The organism is Ligilactobacillus cholophilus (assembly GCF_030389495.1).
Taxonomy (GTDB): Bacteria; Bacillota; Bacilli; order Lactobacillales; family Lactobacillaceae; genus Ligilactobacillus; species Ligilactobacillus cholophilus.
In genome coordinates, this window is sequence record NZ_CP127832.1 from 1,092,724 (window position 1) to 1,113,678 (window position 20,955).

Here is a 20,955-nt window from a genome sequence, read left to right on the forward strand (position 1 = left end):
TCTTTTTTATTATTCTTTTTCTAGAACTACTGTTCCAACTTTCTTCTCATTCAATTGGACATTTCCAACAATTTTTTGCCCTTTATCTGAAATTTTCAAATCATATAACGTTATCACATCATGTGATTTTTCACTACCTAAATAAATCGAATCAAATGTAACATTACATTTAATTTTTGGCTTTTGCAATTCATTTATTAACTTATCATATTGTGATTCATTTGATTTAGATTCATTAGCTGAATAATCATCTAGTATTACTTTTGCTTTACCTTTGCCATCTTTAATTTTATTAAATTTTATATCGCAATTTTTAACTTCATCTGACTTTGAACTTTTAATTTTCATTACAAATATTTCATTTTCAATACTTTGATTTATACTTGGATAAAAATATGATAATGGCAAAAATACAGCAATCAACAACAATTCACATCCAAAAGCAACCCAATTTGCTCTAGTTAAATTTTTATTTGATTTTTCAATTATAGGAGAACATGAGCCATTAGGATTAAATATCAATGTTGTTTTTTCACCATAAGCAGATTTTACATTTAAATAGAATCCTAAAATTGAAAGAGAACAGTATGGTGTAAGCCATAAAATATAATAAACCATTATACCAATGATACTTAAAGGACCAGTAATTATCATTAATACTAATAAAATTAATAAAGCCAATAATTGCCAACCAATAAAACTAAAGGATAAAATAAATAAATCCTCTTTATGTCCTTGCATCATCCGTGAACTTTCCTTCAAACATTCACGTGCTGTTACTTTTTCTCCATTATCCAAATGATCTTTCAAAATCCAAAAAGCTTGCGAATATTCAAATATTTTAATGTATGTTGGAATTATAAATACTATTCCCCATAAAGAGCTGAAAAAACAGTAAGCAATAAATAATCTAATTACTGACCAACAGTAACGTGGAGTAAAACAAATAAATAATTTCTTCCACAATTTCTCTGGGAATTTATTATTTTTAACTAAATCATAAAACAAGAAAGATAATCCCAAGCCTAGTAAGATACTACAAATTAATGTTACTAAAACAAAAATTACTCCTAGTGCTACGTCAACACAAAACAAACCACCAGAAACTACAAACATGCCAATTAAAATGGCCGCCGTTACAAATTCAATTAAAAATATTTTCCCTAAATTTTCACTAATTAACTTTTTTGCATGATCTTTTAATACCCGTCTTGAGTTCATTATTCATTCTCTCCTTTTTCGGTTACAAAAATAAATTTCATAAAGCCATTTTGACTGGTTGTTTTCCATTTTCCACTTGGAACCAAAATAATGCTTAAATTTAATGCAATTATCAAAATCAAATCGAATATAGGTAAAAATACACTAAGCAATAAGTTAATAGCTATTAAACAAAGTGTTGCTCGTCCATTAATACCAATGTCTCTCAAACGACGGAAACTCAATGCAAGAATTCCGATCAAAAAAATTAAAAATGTAATAACAACAATACATACTCCAACTTTATAAAATGAGGTGTAATTAAAAAATAATGAACTTATGTATGAAGAAACAAAATAAATACCAGTACACCATAGAACAGCCCATCCATATCCACGTCGAGTTGTTTTTCCCATATAATCAAAAAATCCTACCCAAAAATCACATAAAGCGTGTTTAGCAGTTATTTTCCCTGCTTCATCAATACGATGCAATTCAATCACTCCTATTCATTTCTTTCAGTTTTCAATGTATCTAACTTTTGATTAACATCTTGAATTTCATTAGTTAATTTTTCTTTTTTATCTAAATAGAAATCAACTTGTTTCTCAATTTCACGAATTAAATTATTATCCATTTCTTGAATTTGTAATGCATATTGACTTGATGCCAAACAAATTCGATCTTCCTTTTGTACTTTTAATTGTCTCATTAGCATATGCTCATATTCACATAGCAATTGTTCGACATTGCTTAACTCTGTTGTAAGTTGATAGCATTCCCGATTTAGTTTTTTAAATGACTGGTAATTCCTTGACATATAAATCCCCCCAGATTCAATTATGTAAGTCACTTACTATGCTTAAATAACAAAAAAGACTGTCACTATACATGTGCAGTCCTGTTATTATCAGTTAAGTTGTAAAATCAAAAAAATTCCCTATTAAAAAGTCCTACACACTCACTTAAATCCAAGGATATAATACAAATATTTTTATCATATGTCAAATTTAGTTTTACTAACAATTTTTATTTTAAATCATTATTAAAATTACAACTATTTACTTTAATTAATTAAATTGTATGCTACACATAAATAAAAAAATGGCAAAATGAAAATCATAATGCCATATCAAAAATTATTTTAATTTTATAGTTTTAAAAAAGATTCGTGTTAACAACTCAGCCAGGAAAAAGCCCATTGCAATTGCTCCAGCAATCATTCCAACTTGAACTAAATAATGCAATGCTATGCTATTCCGTCCAAAGGCAAAGTTATAAATTGCTTTATATGATTGACTTCCGGGAACAAGTGGAACCATTCCGGGAACATTAAATAAAATCATCGGCATTTTTTTTACTCTTGCCATAATTGCTGCACCTAAACCAACAATTAATGCTCCACTTAAATTAGCTAACATCGTTCCTAAATGAAGATGATATATCAATATATATGTCATCCATCCAATACTTCCAACTGCACCACTTGCTAGAAGGGCATTTCGAGGAATATTAATTAGAAAACCAAATCCCATTGTTGCTAAAAAGCTAAATGCAAAGTTAACTAATAAATTCATCGGCGTGATTGCTAATAAACTCATTTAGATTCCTCCTAGCTAAACCGTAATACTAGTGCAATTCCCATACCTAGAGCACAGGCCGTAATTAGACCTTCAATCATACGTGCAGCACCACTTAAAATATGGCCTGCCAATAAGTCACGTACGGCATTCGTTAAAAGTACTCCTGGAACCAATGGCATAATACCACCAGTTATAATCATTCCCATATGGGTTCCCCAATGCATACGAGTAACAAATAATCCTAACATACCAATTACAACTGCAGCTATAAACTCACTTGCAAATTGTGTATGGAATAAATGACTTAAAACATAGAAACTTAGATAGCCAATTCCACTTATAATCATTGTTGGTATCATATCTGACCATAAGCCACCATATACTACTTCAAGAGTCCCACCAATTATTGCAGCTGCAACAATTTTCATTAACGGGCTAAAATCTCTTGTAGTATTATCTAACTGTTGTAAGTATTCATACATTTGATCTAAAGTGATCTTATGTGCTTGAAATGCTCTAGAAGCATCATTTACACGTGAGATTCGTTCTAAGTCTATCCTTCTTTTAGCAATCGCTTCTACTTGTGCATTTTCTGATCCTTGGATAGACATCATTAATCCTGTTGTAGTTTCAAAAATACGTGGATTTTGAATCCCAGCATTATGTGCAATTCGAGTCAATGTATCATCAACTCTAGCCATATCTGCACCATTTTCAATCATAATTTTTCCAGCTAATAATACTGTATCAATAACTAAATTAGCTTTGGTCAAGATTCTCACCTCTTTATAAAGTTGGTATTTGCTGCATTCATAGTCATAATTTATGGAAACGAGAGGTTTCAGAATCTTATCCCATAATCATCGTACTATTAAGCTTTTTATTAGTTAAAATTATTATATTTATTTCACAAAAATATAATGTGCGGCTTTATAGCCAATTTCCATAATTTCTCCAGTGTCTTCAACTTTAATTTCAATTGGCCCTTCGAATGGTTTGTGAGAAATAACTGTAATTTTATCTCCAAGTTGTAATTTTACTCCAGCTAAATAAGCCAATAAATCATGGTTATCAATAAAGCGATCAACTTCGACACTAGCGCCGTCAGGCATATCGCCTAATACATCATGACTATCTTCTTCATAATCACCATTTTTATTTGGAATAATTCCACCATGAGGACAACGTTTAGGATATCCTAAAAACTTGTCTAAGTGATCCATTAACTTATCACTTGTAGCATGTTCTAATACTTCTGCATCCTCATGAACATCTTGTAATGGATAATCCAACTTTGTTACTAAAAAAGTTTCCCATAAACGATGACGTCGAATTAATTCTTCAGCAACTCGTACACCGTTTGAAGTTAATGAAATTCCTGCGTAAGGTTCATGATGCACTAAGCCTTCACGAACTAATTTACGCACCATTTCAGTAACTGATCCAGCAGCAATGTTTAAACTCACTGCAATTTGCTTATTGGAAACTTTTTTCTTACGACCGCCTAGTTCAAAGATGATTTTTAAATAGTCTTCTTTTTTAGGTGTCATTGATTTCACCTCATTTTATTGTTTCGATTACATTATAACAAAAAATAAAACAAATAACTGATTATTTTAAGTTAATGTGGCTCATTTAAGTTTTTGTATAACTTCCTTAAAATCGTGTGGAATTTCTGCAGTAAATTTTTCTAATTTATTCGTAAATGGATTAACTAATTCTAATTGATATGCGTGAAGCATTTGACGTTTAATTAGTGTAGTAGTTCCACCATACAATTCATCTCCTACTAATGGATGCTTAATTGCAGCAAAATGCGCTCTAATTTGATGAGTCCTCCCTGTATGTAATCGCACTTTAACCAAGGTAGCATTTTCGTATCTCTCTTGTATCCAATATTCTGTTTGAGAAGGTTTTCCTGATTCCCGTACAACTCTACGTGCACTTTCAAAACTTTCTTTTTCTAAAGGCAAATCAATAAGTGCATGCTCTTTTTCTAATTTGCCACTCACCAGGGCATAATATGTCTTTTTCATAGTATGTTGACTAATTTGCTGCTGTAACATACTTTGAATAAAATTACTTTTTGCAAATAACACTAAACCACTAGTATCATAGTCTAATCGTGTTAAAATATGTGGCACATAAGATGGTAGTTGATGTTGTGCATATCCTAACACTCGATTTGCTAATGTATTTTGTGAATCCTTTGGCCCTGGTACACTAGATAAATTAGCTGCTTTATTAATTGCTAAAAAGTAATCATTTTCACAAACAATATCAATTGGTAACATGCTTTGATTTACAGTAGGATCTGCCTTCTCATCTTTTAGTATTATCGTAACTTCCACATCACCACTGATCCACTGGGATTGTTTGCTAATAGTTTGGTTTACAAGAATTTCGCCCTCTCCATGTCTGATCTTTTTAAGCGTTCTTCCGCTAATCCCATTTTCTTTTAGAAAAGTTTGAAGTTTTACTTTTTGATTTAAATTTTTCTTCCATGTATATTGCATTTTTTTAATCCTTAATTAATTAATATCCTTATCATAATTCAAAAATTAAGAAAAAAACAGCCAATTTTTGTAAAAATATCCTGACTTAATGGTAAGATATTACATGTAATAATTGAATAATTCATGAGGTGAAAAATATTGGAGATTAAAGAAAATAAAAATCGTCCAATTTGGGCTATTATTTATTCTATTTTATTCTTATTACTATTTATTTTTGTAAAAATAAATAGTCCGATTGTTCAAGGCATTGATAATTTTGTCCGTGGAATTATTATTCCAATTACTAATGAACACTTAACAACAATTGCAAATATCGTAACAAATTTTGGTTCACCAATGGTTTCCTTAATTTTGTCAATCTTAGTATTAGCATTTATTTTCTTTAAACGCGAATACGCACTTGCAATTTGGGGATTTGCAACTTTAATTTTTGGTAATGGGATTGCTTATGTTTTCAAACATCTAGCAGCACGTCCTCGTCCTGAGTTATCACAACGCTTGGCACCTGCAGATGGTTTTAGTTTCCCAAGTGGTCATACATTTGGTACTTGCATGTTTGCATTATTAATAATTTATTTAATTGTGCCACGTATCAAAAATCAAACAACTCAAACAGTCATCAAAGTACTTGCAATCATTTGGATTATTATAATCATGTTGACTCGTATTTATTTACGAGTTCACTTTCCAACTGATACATTTGGAAGTCTCTTATTAGCTGGTGCAGTTTGGGAATTTGCATTAATAATCTGGACACATTTTTTCAGTAAAAATAAATAATAAAAAAGCGAGACAATTGTCTCGCTTTTTTATTTCGGTTCGGGTTCAGCTGGTGCTTTGGTTTTGCGTGGAGCACTTTGTTCATTAGGAATATTCTTATCATTAGATTCTTTCAATTGTTTTGCTTTAGTACGAATTTGATCATAATAACTTTGGTCAATATTTCGGTACTCTAAAATCAATGATAATTTGTGATTAGATGCACTATAATTACCTTCATCACTTAAATCAACTGCTTTTTGATAGTGCTTTTTAAAAACTGCTAATTCTTCTTCAGCCTCATCAAGTTCTGTGTAATATGCCGTTGCTCTTCTAACTAAAACATTTATTCCATGTTCTTGTGTCGCTACTTGTTTAAAAATTGCACTAGCCTGTTGATAATTTTTATTTTTTAATTCCTTTTTAGCATTTATATAAAAATTCAACTGATTTAAATTCTGCTTTGCTGTACGATCATTGGGTTTGCGTTTTAAAGCATCTTGAAAATCAATTTTAGCTGCCTGATAGTGCATTTTTTTCACAGCTTCAATACCACGATCCATTGCACGTTGATATTCTTTTTCAATTTCAACATTCTTAGTAAATCCAAAACCGACAAATATAATTGCAATCACAATTATACTTAAACCAGTTAGAATCTTCTTTTTCAAATTTATTCCTACCTTTTTAGAAATTTTCGTTTAACCATTCTTTTAGCAATACAGGCCAAATTTGTAAATCTTTAACAATTTGAGCATCAGTTTTAGCTGTTTCTGCAGTTGCTAAACTGTGGCCATGTTGTCCATGTGGAAATACATGAAATTCTACATTGACGTTATTTTTACGTAAAGCTTCAACCATCATCAAGCTATTTTCCATTGGAACTACTGTATCTTCATCAGTTGTCCAAATAAAACTCATTGGTGTATCTTTGCTTACTAATTTTTGTAATGATAGTTTCTCACGTTCTGCTTGACCAGCATCTTCGCCTAAAAGATGATCAAATGAACCTTGGTGGCCAAATTCCTTATCAGCTGTTACAACTGAATATCCCATAATCAATCCATTAGGTTTAATTTGTTGAGGATCATATCCTAAATCAGTTAATGTTTTAGAATTCCACATTGTTGCAAGCATTCCTGCTAAGTGACCACCTGCAGATGTTCCCATTACTATAATTTTATCAGGATCTACATGCCATTCTGCTGCATTTTCACGAATTAGTTTTACTACACTTGCCAATTCTGCTAATTGTGCAGGATGATGAATTGGCATTACAGAATAATCTAATACAAATGCATGTACACCCATCGCTAACAATTGAACTGCAATTGGTTCACCTTCACGTTCAGAAACAATCTTGTAACCACCACCAGGGCAAATAATTACAGCTGGTCGTACACGATTTTCATCAATTTCTGGAGTGTTATCTAATACATAACCGGTTAATTTAGCATCATCATTGATTGGTGTTTGAATTTTTTTTGTAAAATATTGCATTGTATACCCTTCTTTATTTAATAATCTACCTTTATTATACAACAAAAGCCACTGTAAAACTTGAAAATTCAATCAACCTTACAATGACTTACTTAATATTTATTATCCAACAACTGTTGATAGTAATGCTACTGCGGCTAAACCACATACAACAGATAATCCCATTGAACGCGATTTATAAGCAACAATCACAACTAGAGCAGCCGCTAATAATTTAGCTACATGTTGTAATCCTACAAATGTATAAATATCTGAATTAAGGAATAAATCCTTTACGACCAATGCTGTAAACAATGAAACTGGAACATACTTCATCCACTCATTAAACCATTCAGGAATTTTACGTGTAGTGAAGAATTTCATTGGCAATAAACGTGGTCCCAATGCAACTAGCATTGATAAAATGATCAACAAAAGATGATCCCAACTAGACATATACATAATAATCTCCTAACTACTCGGTTATTGCTTATTAGGCTTGATATTTTTCAGTAAGAAACCTTTTTCTTTACCATGCTTGCGTAAATAATCTTCAATTACAAAACCAGTGAATGAAGCAATCAACGTTGCTACAACTAATCCCATCGTACTCTTTAATAAACACATAAAAATAATTGCTAAAATTCCAGAGAAAACACTGATTACAATTGTTAATTTATTACGAATTTGCATAACAATCATGTATAAGAATAATGAAGTTAATGCAAAATCAACAATACTTAAATTAATTTTTGGTAACATCCCACCGATTAAACTACCGATTACATTTGCAACAGTCCAAAACATTAATGAATAATGTTCCACCATCAAGGCATCATCAGGTGTCCACTCTTTATCAGTTGCAAACTTCAAATAGTTAACCGCGTAGTTTTCATCATTAAGTGAAATTGCAAAAAAGTAAATAAACTTTTTGCTAGTTCCACGTACATATTGTGATAAACTTGAACCTAACAATGCATAACGTAGTTCAAGGAAAAACAGCATAAATAAAATTGTATGCATTGGCGCATTTGCCGTTAACATTGAAGCAATTAAAAATTGTGCTCCACCCGAAAATACTAATAAAGATACTAATCCGGTAAGCACAGTATTAAAACCAGCTGCATGAAGCAAAACACCACACGCTAATCCGATTGGAATGTAACTTAGACAAAGTGGAAGTGAAACCTTTAATACTTCCAGCCAACGTGGTTGTTCTTTAGTCACAATAAACCTCCATCTATTTTAAAGTCCTACGTAATAATTATAACATACATAAGAAAATATTCGTATTTAATTCTTTGAATGATAAGGAATCTGAATATATCTATAAACTAAAAGAAATTAAACTTCCAACACAAAATAAAAAGAAGGGCTAGAGCCACTTCTTACTTACAAATATTAGACCTAATAATCTTATTTGAAAATGCTTCTATATATAATTTCAAAAATATTTGCTTTTTTTACTGCCGTTGTTGTTTGTGCATTTAATTCAATATCTGATGATACTGTTTTAATTGTCTTTCCTGAAACTTCTAATTTGATTTTACCAACAGTTTGCCCTTCTTTAAGTGGAGCTTCTAATGCTCCATCTTTTGTTAACTTTTTATTGGCTACTGCTTTAGCTGTAATATCCTTCTTAGATGTTCCCTTCTTCAACCAAATTCCAACTGCTTGATCAGACTGAACTTTAACCTTTTCTTCCTTACCATGATATACTGGTAAGCTAGCTTTTTCTTGTCCTTTATCTAAAGTCACATAATTATATGTATTATAAACATATGACATTAATTTTTGCGTCTGAACAAATCTTGAATTATCAGTATCACTATTATGTTGTGCACCTAAGACAACTGTAATCAAACGATGTCCATCTTTATTAACAGTTCCAACAAAACATGCTCCAGCTGCATCCGATGTTCCTGTTTTCAAACCATCAACTGGTAATAATTCATATGAACTTGATTGTCCTGGAAGCATCCAATTCCAGTTTTCCATAACTGTCTGGCCATTTCCATTATCAAAATCTTTCTTTTGAACACTAGCTGTTTTCAATACTTCTGGGTATTTATGTAATAATTTCATTGAAATGATTGCCATGTCTTTAGCTGAAAATTTGTTTTCAGCATCTTTAGCAGCCCCAGGATATGCGGCAGATTTCATTTGCTCATTATTCAAACCATTACATGTATAAATTTCTGCATCTTTAATTCCAAATTTTTTAACTTGTTTACGCATCATATCAACAAACTTGCTTTGACTTCCTGCAACAGCTTGAGCTAATGCCATAGCTGCCCCATTGGCTGAGTAAATCAAAGTAGCTTCATATAATGATTTAACGGTATATTGTTTATCAGTTCTTAACGGTACATTGTTTAGTGAAGTATCTTGACTGATTTCTGCCGTTGTTTTATCTGGTGTAATTTTTTGATCCCATGAGAGCTTTCCGGCTTTAATCTCATCCAACACAATATACAATGTTAAAAGTTTAGATAATGAAGCAACAGGCAATGCTTCAGTAGCATTTTGTTCAAATAAAACTTGCCCTGTTTTTTCATCAATCGCAATAGCTCCCTTTACGTCCAATTTTAAATCTTGATTTGTATCATTTTTAGTTTCAGCAGCTTTTATGCTATTAAATGGGACGCAAATAGCGACCATTAAAGTTGCCATCAAGACTAAAATGGCTTTTTGTGCTTTCTTTAAAAATTTCATTATGTATCTCCTTGGAATTTTTTAAACTTAAATTTGAGCTTTTTCAGGTTGTTTAATTGGAAAATACATTATAAAACTGGTTAACTTATCATTTGATTCAACCTTAATTGTTCCATGGTGTAAGTCAACAATTCTTTGGGTAATCGTTAATCCTAAACCAGTCCCACCTGTTTTAGTATTTCGTGATTTTTCAACTCGATAAAATCGATCAAATACTTGTGGCAATGATTCTTTAGGAATTGGTTTACCATCATTTGAAACACATACTTCTACCTCAGTACCACTTACTTTTCTTGCAGATAAGTATATGTGCTTTGCACCTTCACCATATTTTAATGCATTAGTAATTAAATTATTAAAAATACGAGCAAACTTTTCTGGATCAGCTTGCATCTTTAAATCTTCTTGTGGTAGTTGCAATACAATTTTCATATTATTTTGCTTTGCTTCCAATTCAAAACTTGCTTCTAATTGTTCAAATAATGAATTTAAAGATAAATCCATTAGTTCAAGTGGTGTATCAGTCTGACGTACTTTAGCATATTCGAATAAATCATCAACAAGTGATTTCATTTGGTTAGACTTAAGATATGCAATGTGAGCAAATTTCAATAAATCTTCTTCCGATTGAAATTGATGATTTTCAATCAACCCTAAGTACCCAATAATCGAAGTTAATGGTGTTCGAATATCATGACTGACATTGGTTATTAATTCATCTTTAGACTTTTCAATTTGACGTTCTTCTTCCATCGCTTTAATCGTGCTATCTACTAATGTATTGATACTTTCAACAACACGTTGCATTTGTCCTGAAAGAGTAAACGTAATACGATGATCAAAATGTCCAGAAGCAATAAAATGCAATTCTGTAATTACATGTAGCAACTGAATCTGACGATAACGAAACGAAACTCGTAAATACACAACAAAAATGTCAACTACACAAACTAAGAAAATAAACATTAGCCCCCAGTTACCAACTTGGACATCATTTGGCCCTAATGCTAGGGACATTTTTAATTGGAAAATTCCATCTTCTAATCCAGGATTTTGTCGTACCCATTCATTTAATAAAATGTAAATAGCGATATTAGAAATAATTAGTAATATCAATGTGAAAAGCCCGACTAAAAACAATTCACGCTTTTCACGTGAAGTTAGTTTGAGCTTCATTAATGTTTGCCTTCTTCGCGTGTTACTTTTTAATGTGTTTCAATTTTATATCCAACGCCCCATACGGTTTGGATAACTTTTTCGCCATTTGTAGCTTCTTCAATTTTATCTCTCAAGTGGCTTACGTGAACCATAACGGTCTTAGCTGAAACAACTGATTCTTGTTGCCATACACGTTCAAAAATTTCATCAGCTGAAAAGACGCGATTAGGATGACTTGCTAAAAGATATAAAATACCAAACTCTAAAGCAGTCAATTGAATTGGCTTACCATCAGTAGTTGTAACTTCATGTGAATCTTTCTTAATTACTAATGGTCCAATTTCAATTTGATCTGGTTCTTCATTTCGAACATCATGTTGTGAACGACGAAGTAATGATTTAACACGAGCCATAACTTCAAGTGGATTAAATGGTTTAGTTACATAATCATCTGCCCCTTGAATTAATCCTTGAATTTTATCTAGATCATCAGTTTTAGCTGATAACATTAAAACTGGGATTTGTGAATCCTTACGTACTTCACGTAGTACAGCTAAACCATCTAATTGAGGCATCATTACATCTAAAATCATCAATGCGATGTCTGGGTTAGTATTTAATTTAGTAATTGCTTCTTTACCATTGTAGGCTTTTTCTACATCATAACCTTCGTTAGTAATATAAATACTCATTAATTCTACGATGTCTTTATCATCATCAACAATCAAAATCTTCATTTTGAGTCTCCTATTCTAAAAAAATAAACTTGTTAAAGCCTTTTAAGTAAAAAAAGACTTTTAACTTTTATTCTCTCTTATACATTTTAACAAAAATTTTGCCATAAGCGAATAAATATTATATTTAATCACTAATTTTTCATATTTTTTGTAAAATTATTATTTTCAAAATGAATAAAAATAGCTTAAAATGGTATTATAGATTTTTTAAGGAGGCTTTTTGATGTTAATCAAAGACTTTATTGACAATTCTTTAACATCTAATAATTTCAATAAGATGGTTGTTAATTTGATTGGTCACTTTGGTGCCATGATTCGTGAAATCGAACACAACCGTCCTGAATTCAGTCAAATCATGGAACGTCAATTACTTTGGACTCATGAAAATGAAATTTTAGGTGCTAAAGATTTTCCATGCAAATACAATGAAGATTATAAAATGTACTTCTCTACAGAAGCATCTGAAGATAATCCTACATTTTTAGCATTTAAGGAAAAATTAACTAAATTTCAAGATGCCATTGCTGCTTTACCAAATGAAATTGATAAAACAGAACAACAATTACTTGATTACTCAACTTTAAGAAATCTTTTCCCTGTTGAAAAGGAAAACGATAATATTGAAGTTCCTCAAATGTTTGCAAGCAAAAATGGTGATGTTAAAATTCTAACTATGGAAGATTATGGTTTCCATGGTAAGCGTGACTTAAGCTTCTATAATATGTTTAACACAGGTGTGTACTCATTTGAAGAAATTGCATACTATGAATTAAATCAAGAAGATGGTTCTGATTTAACAATCAATGATTTAGCAAATTATGATGTTGATACTATCTTAGGTCAAATTTTAGTATTCATGACTCTTTATGGATATACTGAAGAAGACTTTGAAAACTTTGTTGAAAACTTTGATATTATCGACTAATTAAAAAAAGACCTTCAATTGAAGGTCTTTTTATTTTACTAACCAAACTTTATCTTTAATAAAATCAAACGGACGATGATGTAAATTTAATTGTGAATTCAATTCTAACTTGGCTTTTTGCCAAAACTTTTTAGAATTTGTTGCACCATTTCGCTCTCCAATCACAATCAAATTCCCCTTAAATTTAACTTTACGCAAATAACATAAAATCTCATAATCACTCTCACCACAATCAGGCGCCCATGCCATAATAATGTTATCCACATGTGCATAATATTTTTTTACTGCTTGCATTGCATCTAATTGCTCAACTTGACACCAAGGATGCGGTTTTTGATTATCTTGATTTTTCCAATCTAAATTATCAGTAGCAATCGTATTCTGTAAGTTTGCACTAATTATCGCATTACCACACATCACTTCTAAATTATGTGAATCTTTTCCAATAAATCGTTGTAAGTCGTCAATCCATTTCTGATTTACAACGTGCCATATGCCTAAATTTTCAATCAATACTTGTCGTAAATTTTCTAAATATGATGATACCTGCATTAATTCAGGATATTCAATTATATGATCTAAAATATATTCATCTGATAATTCTAAATTCAATACTGGGCTTTGAGGTAGCGAGTTTTGTTGAAAAGCAGCAACTGTATCCAAAATCGAATTTACTTTTTTCACAATTTGGGATAAATTGTGGAAATATTCTTTTATTTGCATTAAATTATCCACATATTCATCTATTTCCATTTTTTATCCACTCACTTTCTAATCCTGTATAATTAAAGTATAGCAAATCATTTAACAAAGGGATTATGTCTTATGAAATTACCAACAATTAAATCGTATAAAAATCATTGGAATATTCATGATGTTATTTTAATTTCATTAATTGCTGTTTTCTTCGGCATTATTTATCAAGTATGGAATTATATTTATTATGCTTTGGCTGCTACCCCTTTAAAACCATATGCCAATGATTTAACTTTAGGCGTATGGCTGATGGCAGGACCATTAAGTGCTATTTTAATCAAAAAAAGAAATGCTTGTTTAATTGGTGAACTTTTAGCTGCGATTATTGAGATGTTTCTTTTCTCTAGTTGGGGAGTTGGCAACATTATCTCTGGATTTGTTCAAGGTTTTGGATCAGAATTGGGATTTGCATTTACCGGATATCGTAAGTTCAATGGTTGGGGACTATTTTTATCCACAATAACATCCACAATTATTACATTTTTATGGGATTTATTTCAAAATGGATACTTAAGTTATCCACTTCAAATGTTAATTACTCTTTTTATAATCCGATTTATTTCAATTGGACTATTTTCAGGAATTCTTGTTGCTGCAATTCAAAAACTATTAATTAGAACGAAGGTCCTTAATAATGCTTGATTTAATAACTACTAATTTGGCTTTTAAATATTCTAATCATACAAAATTTCTTTTTAAAAATGTGAATCTTCAATTTGAGAAGCACTCATTAAATTTAATTACTGGTGAAAATGGCTGTGGAAAATCTACCTTCCTTAGAATATTAAGTGGTTTAAAAAAAGCTAGTGAAGGTAAAGTTTTATTGAACAATCAAGATATTAGTCAAGTTATTCCTTGCTATCGTGTGCAATATGTAAGTTATCTTCCACAAAACCCTCGTCATTTTTTTACATTTAAAACAGGATTACAACAATTAAGATTTGCACTTGAAAATATTAATTTAACACAAGACGAAATTCAAAAACGTATAGATAATATTACGGCATGTTTAAACTTACAATATATAATAAATCAACCTATAACTACATTATCTGGTGGAGAAATTCAGCGATTAGCTTTTGCTTTAGTGATGTGCATTAATGCTGAATATATTTTACTTGATGAACCGTTAGCAAACCTAGATCAGAAAAATCGTGAAGAAATCTTAGCGATTTTAAAAATTTTAAAACAAGACCATACAATTATTATTGCAGACCATGATCTCTCTCTGTATGCTGAATTACTAGATAATTTATATTATTTTGATGCAGGAAAAATTATACACAAAAAGCATCCACAATTATCTTTAAAAAGAAACGTTCCACGTGTAACTAATTCCATTTCTGGGGATAACTCTCAAAATACATTAACTTTCAGACAATTAAATATAACTTATCCCCAAAAAGAAATTTTAACTGCCGCTAATTTTAATTTTCCAAAAGGAAAATTGGGATTATTATGTGGAAAAAATGGAAGTGGGAAATCCACTTTGCTGAATGCATTAACCAAACAATGCAAATATAACGGTACAATTTGTTATTGCAATAAAGATCAAAATAAAATGAAAACTCGAAAATGGCTTCAATACGTAAATTTAGGTTTTCAAAATAGTGAAAATCAATTCATCAAAACAACTGTTTTAGACGAATTAAATGCTGCATATTCAATTACTCAGCAAAATAAGTTTTGGAATGATCAACGCTTAAATGAATGGATAGATCGCTTATCTTTAAAAGAAATATTAAAGCAAAGTCCATATTATATTTCTGGTGGTCAGCAAAAAAAAGTTCAATTATTAATTCTTGCTTTGATTTGTGCACCAGTTATTTTACTTGATGAGGTTTTTGTTGGATTAGACCAAGATTCAATTTATAATGCAATGGAATTATTACGTGAAATAGCAAACATAGGATGTTCAATATTAGTTGTTGATCATCAATTAAGTCAACCAGAAAATTATGATTATGTTATAAAACTACAAGATCACCATTTATTTTTACTTGAGAAAGGAGCAATTATTAATGAATAATCGTAATCAATTAAATCCTACAATTGCTGTTCTAATAATGCTCTTATCTGGCTTGATATTAACTTTCTCACAAAAGATCTGGTTAAATGTAGTTGTGTTTATATTTTGTTTAATTTATCTTGGTTACTGCCGAATTGACTGGAAAAAATTATGTATAGCTTTATTAGTTGCATTTCCATTTGCACTAGGAAGTTGGCTATCATTTTTTACTTTTGGTCATAAACTTCATGCTGCTTGGCTATATGGTACTAGAATTTATGTTTATTTTGCACTCGGTGCAATTGTAACTTTACTCTTTAATTTAGAACAAATTCTTAAAAGCCTCCATCAACATTTTAGACTTCCAAATACATTTGTTTATGGACTTTTAACAGCAAGTGAAATGTTAAATGATGTAACTACCCAAATTAAAAAAATTCGGATTTCATCCAATATGAGACAAAAAACACTTTATTGGTGGAATCCGATGTTATATTTAAAAATAATTGTCAGTTGTTTAAATTGGTCTGAAACACTTTCTAATTCTCTAGTTGCACAAGGTTTCTCAGATAACTATTCTCGTACAGAAAGTTACCATGATAACATTGCTTTATCACAATGGCTACTATTAATCATGATCGTTGGGTCACTGTTTTATTTTGCTTTTATCTTTTAAAATTTGATTAATCAAATTCCAATCCTCACTAATCATAGGTGTGAGTTTGCGATTGTAAAACACTGCTGCTGGATGAAATGTTGGAATAACAGTATATTTTTTCTCACTTAATCTATAGCATTCATTTTCTTCATCAAATCGTTGAATTGCTTGATGAAAAATTTGTCCGTGATTTTCTCCTACATTATACTTAGAACCTAAAATTCGTTGTAAACTTGTATTTCCAACAGTAACAATAATCTGTGGTGCTACCTGCTGAAGTTCCCAATCAAATAATGGGGCAAAGGCTAGCACTTCTTTTTTTGTTGGCGTACGATTTGGTTCCTTTGTCTCTATTTCACCAGTTTTTTTATTCTTAACTTTTTTAATTGAATATGGTCGACTACGAACAACACTTGTAATATAAACATCATTACGAGTTAATCCCGTAATCGCCAAAGATTTTATTAGTTCTTTACCAGCTTGACCTGAAAATGGAATATGAGAGGTAATTTCTTTTCTTCCCGGAGCTTCTCCAACAATCATAATTGGCGGATTTATTTTACCATTTCCAGATAAAAATCCTTCCATTTTAAAATCTTTTGTTCTTTGCTTAACTAGATTCACTAGATTTTCAGGGTATTCCATTACAATTTTTGCCTTTCTTATTCTAAATAAAAAAGAGACGGCAACCTAAGTCGCTGTCTCCCTTAATTAATTTCAATTAATTATTTTCCACGAACTGAGTCAAGAACTTCTTTAAGTTCTGAAGCTGACTTGTGTAAACCAGCTTTTTCTTCGTCTGTGATGTGCATTTCAACGATACGTTCTACACCGTTTTCACCAACGATTGTTGGGATACCTGTGAAGATGTCGTTCAAACCATATTCACCATTGAAGTATGCTGAAACTGGTAAGATTGCACGTTCGTCGTTTAAGATAGCACGAACAACGCGAGCTGTACTTAAACCAATACCCCAGTTAGTGATTTGCTTACGATCAATGATGTAGTATGCAGCGTCACGAACTGTCTTACGGATTTCTTCAAGATCTTCTTTCTTGATAACACCTTCGTCACCGTCTTCGATCCAGTCCATTAATGGCTTACCACCGATTGAAGCTTGTGACCATAATGGTTGTTCTGAGTCACCGTGTTCACCAACAATGTAAGCTGAGATAGCATGTGGATCTACACCAGTCTTGTTAGCTAATTGCATACGTAAACGAGTTGAGTCTAATGATGTACCTGTACCGATAACACGGTTTTGTGGTAAACCTGATTCTTCCCATGCAACATATGTTAAAACGTCAACTGGGTTTGAAACGATTACTAAGTTGCCATCGAAACCAGAAGCCATAACTTCTTTAACGATTGAACGCATGATCTTAGCGTTTGTACCAACTAATTCCAAACGTGATTGACCTGGTTTTTGGTTGATACCAGCTGTAATGATTACCATTTGAGCATCTTTACAGTCTGAGTAGTCACCATGGTAAACCTTGCAGTTTTCAGGAGCGTATGAAACACCATCCATTAAGTCACGTGCTTCACCGTCTGCCTTGTCACCAGCAACGTCGATTAATACCATTTCGTCTAAAAGACCTTGGTTTAAGATTGAGTATGCACAACCCATACCTACACCGCCGACACCGACGATAGCAGCTTTTCTTGCTGTCAATGTAGCCATTGAAATCACCTCTTAAATTATTTAAGGATATAATCCTTAGCAGAGCTTTAAAGTTCCTAAAGCTCTCAACATTTTCTATTTTACCAAAATAATGGAATAAAATAAAATATTTACTGTTAAATTTCAATAGAATTATTTTATTTTATTCGCACTCTTCCATAAAAATTCTTATAGACAATTTTTTATGCAAGATACCGTGATTTTCCATTTAAATATGTTTCACATAAATTCATATTTGAATCTAAAATCAAGAAATCTGCAGCGGCTCCTGGAACAATTGCACCTACTTTATTTTCCATATTCATACTTTTAGCAGGAACAAGTGTAGCCATCCTAATTGCTTCTTCAGGTGTAGCTACATTCCATTCTACTAAATTTTTAATAGCATCTTTTAATAATAAAATGCTACCTGCTAAATTATTTCCCTTTTTCAAACGTGCCATTCCGTCTTTAACGTAAACTTCCAACTCGCCCAGCATATAATCTCCTTCTGGCATTAAACCAGCTCGCATACAATCTGTAACGAGAGCAACATTATCAGGAGTTTTTTGATTTATTAATACCTGTACTGCAGCCGGAGCATTATGATGTCCATCACAAATTATTTCACAATATGTGTCTGCCATCGTATATGCTGCTCCTACCATCCCAGGTTCACGATGTCCCATATCATTCATTCCATTATATGTATGTGTAAACATAGTTGCTCCAGCCTCAATACAACGTTTAGCTTGTTCATACGTTGCACTACTATGTCCTATTGAAACAACTACTCCACTATTAACTGCTTTTTGCGTAAATTCTGCTGCTCCATTACGTTCTGGAGCAATTGAAATTTTATTTAATAATCCATTAGCAGATTCTTGCCATTTTTGAAATTCATCAAAATCTGGATCACGTAAGTATTTAGGATCTTGAGCACCTTTATGTTCTTCAGTAAAATATGGCCCTTCAAAATGAATCCCACGAATTTTAGCACCCTTTTCTTGACCTTGGTGTTCTCCAATTGCGTGGCATACCTTATCTAATTGTTCAAACGATGCCGTCACTGTTGTTGGTAACCAAGATGTAACTCCTGCTTTTAATAATCCCTCGGACATTTCATTAATTGCATCCCAATCACCATCAGTTACATCATGACCTAATAATCCATGGATATGTGTATCAAATAGACCAGGAGAAACCCATTTATCTGGATACTCGACGATTTTTCCTTGTGGCTTTTGATTTTCTGGATAATATTTACCAAATGTGCCATCATCATTAATTTCTAAATAACCATTATTTTCTGTTGTATTTTTCAAAAAATATTTTGCAGCATGAATGTAATAGCTCATTTTAAAACTTCTTTCTAATTCAAAATTGGAATAGACCACTTACACAATCTTATTTTTTCACATTTTGTTATTTTTTGCAAGCGCTTTATCCATTGAATTATAAACTAATACATTCATTTAGTTTATTATTCATAATCAGTATTTTTAACAGCTAGTTCTTTGAAACCTGGTAAGAGTATCATCACAATAAAACTAATTACATATAAGCCAGATAAAAACATCATTGTAATAGTTAAATTGAAGTATTGCATTAATAATCCAATAATTAGTGATGAGAATCCTCCAATTGCACGTCCTACATTCATAATAATATTATTTGCAGTTGAACGAATTTCTGTTGGATATAATCTACTAATCACAGCACCATATCCTCCGAACATTCCATTTGAGAAAAATCCAATCAACATTCCTGCAAGGATCATTGTAAATGGAGTGGTTGCTTTTAAAATAATGAATAGCACTAATGCTGATCCAATTAAAAAAATACTGAATGCAATTCTTGCTCCAAATTTATCCATAATGTATCCAAATACAATCATGCCACAGCTCATTCCAATTATTGTAGCAATCATCCAAATTGAAGATTTAGAAACAGAAAGGCCTTGTTGTTCTTGAACAATTGATGGTAGCCAGTTCATTAAACCAAAATAACCAGCGATTTGAACAATTGTCATTATCATCAAGCCAAGTGTTTGTAATGCTAATTTAGGAGTTTCAAATAATCGCTTAATTGAAATTTTTACCTTATTTTCTTTGATCTTTTTATTAACTGCTAAAAATTCTTGACTTTCATTTAAGTGTCGACGAATAAAATATGTCAATATAACTGGTATAATTCCAAGTAAGAAAAGTGCATTCCAACCAAATCTTGGAATAATAACTGAAGCAGCTAATGCAGCAATAATTGCACCTACTTGTCCGCCAATCGCAGCTACTGAAGTCATCCGACCAACTTGTGTTTCACGGAAGTTTTCTGCAATTAATGCCATTCCAACTCCATATTCTCCTCCAGCACCAATTCCTGCTAAAAATCGAAGAATATAAATTACTGGTAATGAGTTAGCAAAATACATTAATCCCGTTGCAATTGCAAAAATAAAAATTGTATATGTAAAAGTCTTTACCCGGCCAATTTTATCGCCTAATAAACCAAAAATCGCACCACCAACAAGCATTCCTAGGTTGGTAATTGTTCCAATAAAACCAGCTGCTCCTTGAGAAATATGTAAACTTGCAATAATCGGAGTTAATGCAAATGATAAAAACATAATATCCATATTTTCCAATGAAAATCCAGCTGCTGTGGACGCCATTACCCATTTTTGATCCTTTGTCATCCTTGTAGTAGTACGAGACTTCATTTTATTCATATTCAATTCCCTCCAAAATTGATGCTCGCTGACATCATTTATTTCTAACCAAACATTTTACTCTTTTAT

The 20,955-nt window shown here is 31.5% G+C and carries 24 protein-coding genes; 5 read left to right on the top strand and 19 right to left on the bottom strand.

The window, feature by feature from the left end; all coding sequences use genetic code 11:
• Positions 1 to 9: 9 nt before the first annotated feature.
• From QPK35_RS05775 to QPK35_RS05805, 7 genes are all read right to left on the bottom strand, one after another.
• Positions 10 to 1,221 (bottom strand): DUF975 family protein, encoded by a 1,212-nt coding sequence (locus QPK35_RS05775; RefSeq protein WP_290033014.1) that lies wholly within the window; start codon positions 1,219 to 1,221, stop codon positions 10 to 12.
• Positions 1,221 to 1,694, bottom strand: a complete 474-nt coding sequence (locus QPK35_RS05780) for a DUF805 domain-containing protein (protein ID WP_290033015.1) — start codon at positions 1,692 to 1,694, stop codon at positions 1,221 to 1,223. The genes QPK35_RS05775 and QPK35_RS05780 overlap by 1 nt, the downstream gene beginning before the upstream one ends.
• A gap of 11 nt (positions 1,695 to 1,705) precedes the next feature.
• Positions 1,706 to 2,020, bottom strand: a complete 315-nt coding sequence (locus QPK35_RS05785) for a hypothetical protein (RefSeq protein WP_290033016.1) — start codon at positions 2,018 to 2,020, stop codon at positions 1,706 to 1,708.
• 319 nt (positions 2,021 to 2,339) lie between these two features.
• Entirely contained in the window at positions 2,340 to 2,777 is a 438-nt protein-coding gene (locus QPK35_RS05790) for a threonine/serine exporter family protein (RefSeq protein ID WP_290034250.1), read from the bottom strand.
• A gap of 35 nt (positions 2,778 to 2,812) precedes the next feature.
• A complete protein-coding gene (locus QPK35_RS05795) occupies positions 2,813 to 3,556 on the bottom strand; it encodes a threonine/serine exporter family protein (RefSeq protein WP_290033017.1) in 744 nt (247 codons plus the stop codon).
• Positions 3,557 to 3,685: 129 nt separating this feature from the next.
• Entirely contained in the window at positions 3,686 to 4,333 is a 648-nt protein-coding gene (locus QPK35_RS05800) for a metal-dependent transcriptional regulator (protein ID WP_290033018.1), read from the bottom strand.
• 81 nt (positions 4,334 to 4,414) lie between these two features.
• Entirely contained in the window at positions 4,415 to 5,299 is an 885-nt protein-coding gene (locus QPK35_RS05805) for an RluA family pseudouridine synthase (RefSeq protein WP_290033019.1), read from the bottom strand.
• A gap of 138 nt (positions 5,300 to 5,437) precedes the next feature.
• Between QPK35_RS05805 and QPK35_RS05810 the strand changes: the two genes are divergently transcribed.
• Positions 5,438 to 6,079: a phosphatase PAP2 family protein gene (locus QPK35_RS05810; RefSeq protein ID WP_290033020.1), complete on the top strand. Its 642-nt coding sequence runs from the start codon at positions 5,438 to 5,440 to the stop codon at positions 6,077 to 6,079.
• Positions 6,080 to 6,108: 29 nt separating this feature from the next.
• Here the strand turns inward: QPK35_RS05810 and QPK35_RS05815 are convergent, their stop codons facing one another.
• The 7 genes from QPK35_RS05815 to croR all read right to left on the bottom strand — a co-directional run bounded on the left by QPK35_RS05815 (position 6,109) and on the right by croR (position 12,147).
• Positions 6,109 to 6,729, bottom strand: a complete 621-nt coding sequence (locus QPK35_RS05815; RefSeq protein WP_290033021.1) for a hypothetical protein — start codon at positions 6,727 to 6,729, stop codon at positions 6,109 to 6,111.
• Between the two features lie 16 nt (positions 6,730 to 6,745).
• Positions 6,746 to 7,558, bottom strand: a complete 813-nt coding sequence (locus QPK35_RS05820; RefSeq protein WP_290033022.1) for an alpha/beta hydrolase — start codon at positions 7,556 to 7,558, stop codon at positions 6,746 to 6,748.
• Between the two features lie 102 nt (positions 7,559 to 7,660).
• Positions 7,661 to 7,999, bottom strand: coding sequence for an AzlD domain-containing protein (locus tag QPK35_RS05825; protein WP_290033023.1), 339 nt, complete (start codon positions 7,997 to 7,999; stop codon positions 7,661 to 7,663).
• Positions 8,000 to 8,020: 21 nt separating this feature from the next.
• Positions 8,021 to 8,764 carry an AzlC family ABC transporter permease gene (locus QPK35_RS05830; protein ID WP_290033024.1) on the bottom strand — a complete coding sequence of 248 codons (744 nt, stop codon included), beginning with the start codon at positions 8,762 to 8,764 and terminating at the stop codon, positions 8,021 to 8,023.
• 189 nt (positions 8,765 to 8,953) lie between these two features.
• Positions 8,954 to 10,252 carry a serine hydrolase gene (locus QPK35_RS05835; RefSeq protein WP_290033025.1) on the bottom strand — a complete coding sequence of 433 codons (1,299 nt, stop codon included), beginning with the start codon at positions 10,250 to 10,252 and terminating at the stop codon, positions 8,954 to 8,956.
• 27 nt (positions 10,253 to 10,279) lie between these two features.
• Positions 10,280 to 11,428 (bottom strand): sensor histidine kinase, encoded by a 1,149-nt coding sequence (locus QPK35_RS05840; RefSeq protein ID WP_290033026.1) that lies wholly within the window; start codon positions 11,426 to 11,428, stop codon positions 10,280 to 10,282.
• A gap of 29 nt (positions 11,429 to 11,457) precedes the next feature.
• Positions 11,458 to 12,147: a response regulator transcription factor CroR gene (gene croR / locus QPK35_RS05845; RefSeq protein ID WP_290033027.1), complete on the bottom strand. Its 690-nt coding sequence runs from the start codon at positions 12,145 to 12,147 to the stop codon at positions 11,458 to 11,460.
• Positions 12,148 to 12,370: 223 nt separating this feature from the next.
• On the opposite strand from croR, the gene QPK35_RS05850 reads away from it, so the two are divergent.
• Positions 12,371 to 13,072, top strand: coding sequence for a hypothetical protein (locus QPK35_RS05850; protein WP_290033028.1), 702 nt, complete (start codon positions 12,371 to 12,373; stop codon positions 13,070 to 13,072).
• A gap of 30 nt (positions 13,073 to 13,102) precedes the next feature.
• On the opposite strand, the gene QPK35_RS05855 is transcribed toward QPK35_RS05850, so the two are convergent.
• Complete coding sequence (locus QPK35_RS05855; protein ID WP_290033029.1) at positions 13,103 to 13,825, bottom strand: SAM-dependent methyltransferase; 723 nt, start codon at positions 13,823 to 13,825, stop codon at positions 13,103 to 13,105.
• 72 nt (positions 13,826 to 13,897) lie between these two features.
• Here QPK35_RS05855 and QPK35_RS05860 point away from each other — a divergent pair, with 72 nt between their 5' ends.
• From QPK35_RS05860 to QPK35_RS05870, 3 genes are read left to right on the top strand one after another with little or no spacing between them, the layout of a single operon-like run.
• Positions 13,898 to 14,470, top strand: a complete 573-nt coding sequence (locus tag QPK35_RS05860; protein WP_290033030.1) for an ECF transporter S component — start codon at positions 13,898 to 13,900, stop codon at positions 14,468 to 14,470.
• Positions 14,463 to 15,857: an ATP-binding cassette domain-containing protein gene (locus QPK35_RS05865; protein WP_290033031.1), complete on the top strand. Its 1,395-nt coding sequence runs from the start codon at positions 14,463 to 14,465 to the stop codon at positions 15,855 to 15,857. Before QPK35_RS05860 ends, QPK35_RS05865 begins: the two co-directional genes overlap by 8 nt.
• A complete protein-coding gene (locus QPK35_RS05870) occupies positions 15,850 to 16,512 on the top strand; it encodes an energy-coupling factor transporter transmembrane component T family protein (protein ID WP_290033032.1) in 663 nt (220 codons plus the stop codon). Before QPK35_RS05865 ends, QPK35_RS05870 begins: the two co-directional genes overlap by 8 nt.
• Here QPK35_RS05870 and QPK35_RS05875 read toward each other — a convergent pair.
• The 4 genes from QPK35_RS05875 to QPK35_RS05890 all read right to left on the bottom strand — a co-directional run bounded on the left by QPK35_RS05875 (position 16,483) and on the right by QPK35_RS05890 (position 20,886).
• Positions 16,483 to 17,139 (bottom strand): uracil-DNA glycosylase, encoded by a 657-nt coding sequence (locus QPK35_RS05875; protein ID WP_290033033.1) that lies wholly within the window; start codon positions 17,137 to 17,139, stop codon positions 16,483 to 16,485. The genes QPK35_RS05870 and QPK35_RS05875 overlap by 30 nt on opposite strands.
• Before the next feature lie 80 nt (positions 17,140 to 17,219).
• Positions 17,220 to 18,179: an L-lactate dehydrogenase gene (locus tag QPK35_RS05880; RefSeq protein ID WP_290033034.1), complete on the bottom strand. Its 960-nt coding sequence runs from the start codon at positions 18,177 to 18,179 to the stop codon at positions 17,220 to 17,222.
• Between the two features lie 182 nt (positions 18,180 to 18,361).
• Positions 18,362 to 19,516 carry an N-acetylglucosamine-6-phosphate deacetylase gene (gene nagA, locus QPK35_RS05885; RefSeq protein WP_290033035.1) on the bottom strand — a complete coding sequence of 385 codons (1,155 nt, stop codon included), beginning with the start codon at positions 19,514 to 19,516 and terminating at the stop codon, positions 18,362 to 18,364.
• Positions 19,517 to 19,641: 125 nt separating this feature from the next.
• Positions 19,642 to 20,886: an MFS transporter gene (locus QPK35_RS05890; protein ID WP_290033036.1), complete on the bottom strand. Its 1,245-nt coding sequence runs from the start codon at positions 20,884 to 20,886 to the stop codon at positions 19,642 to 19,644.
• Between the last annotated feature and the right edge of the window lie 69 nt (positions 20,887 to 20,955).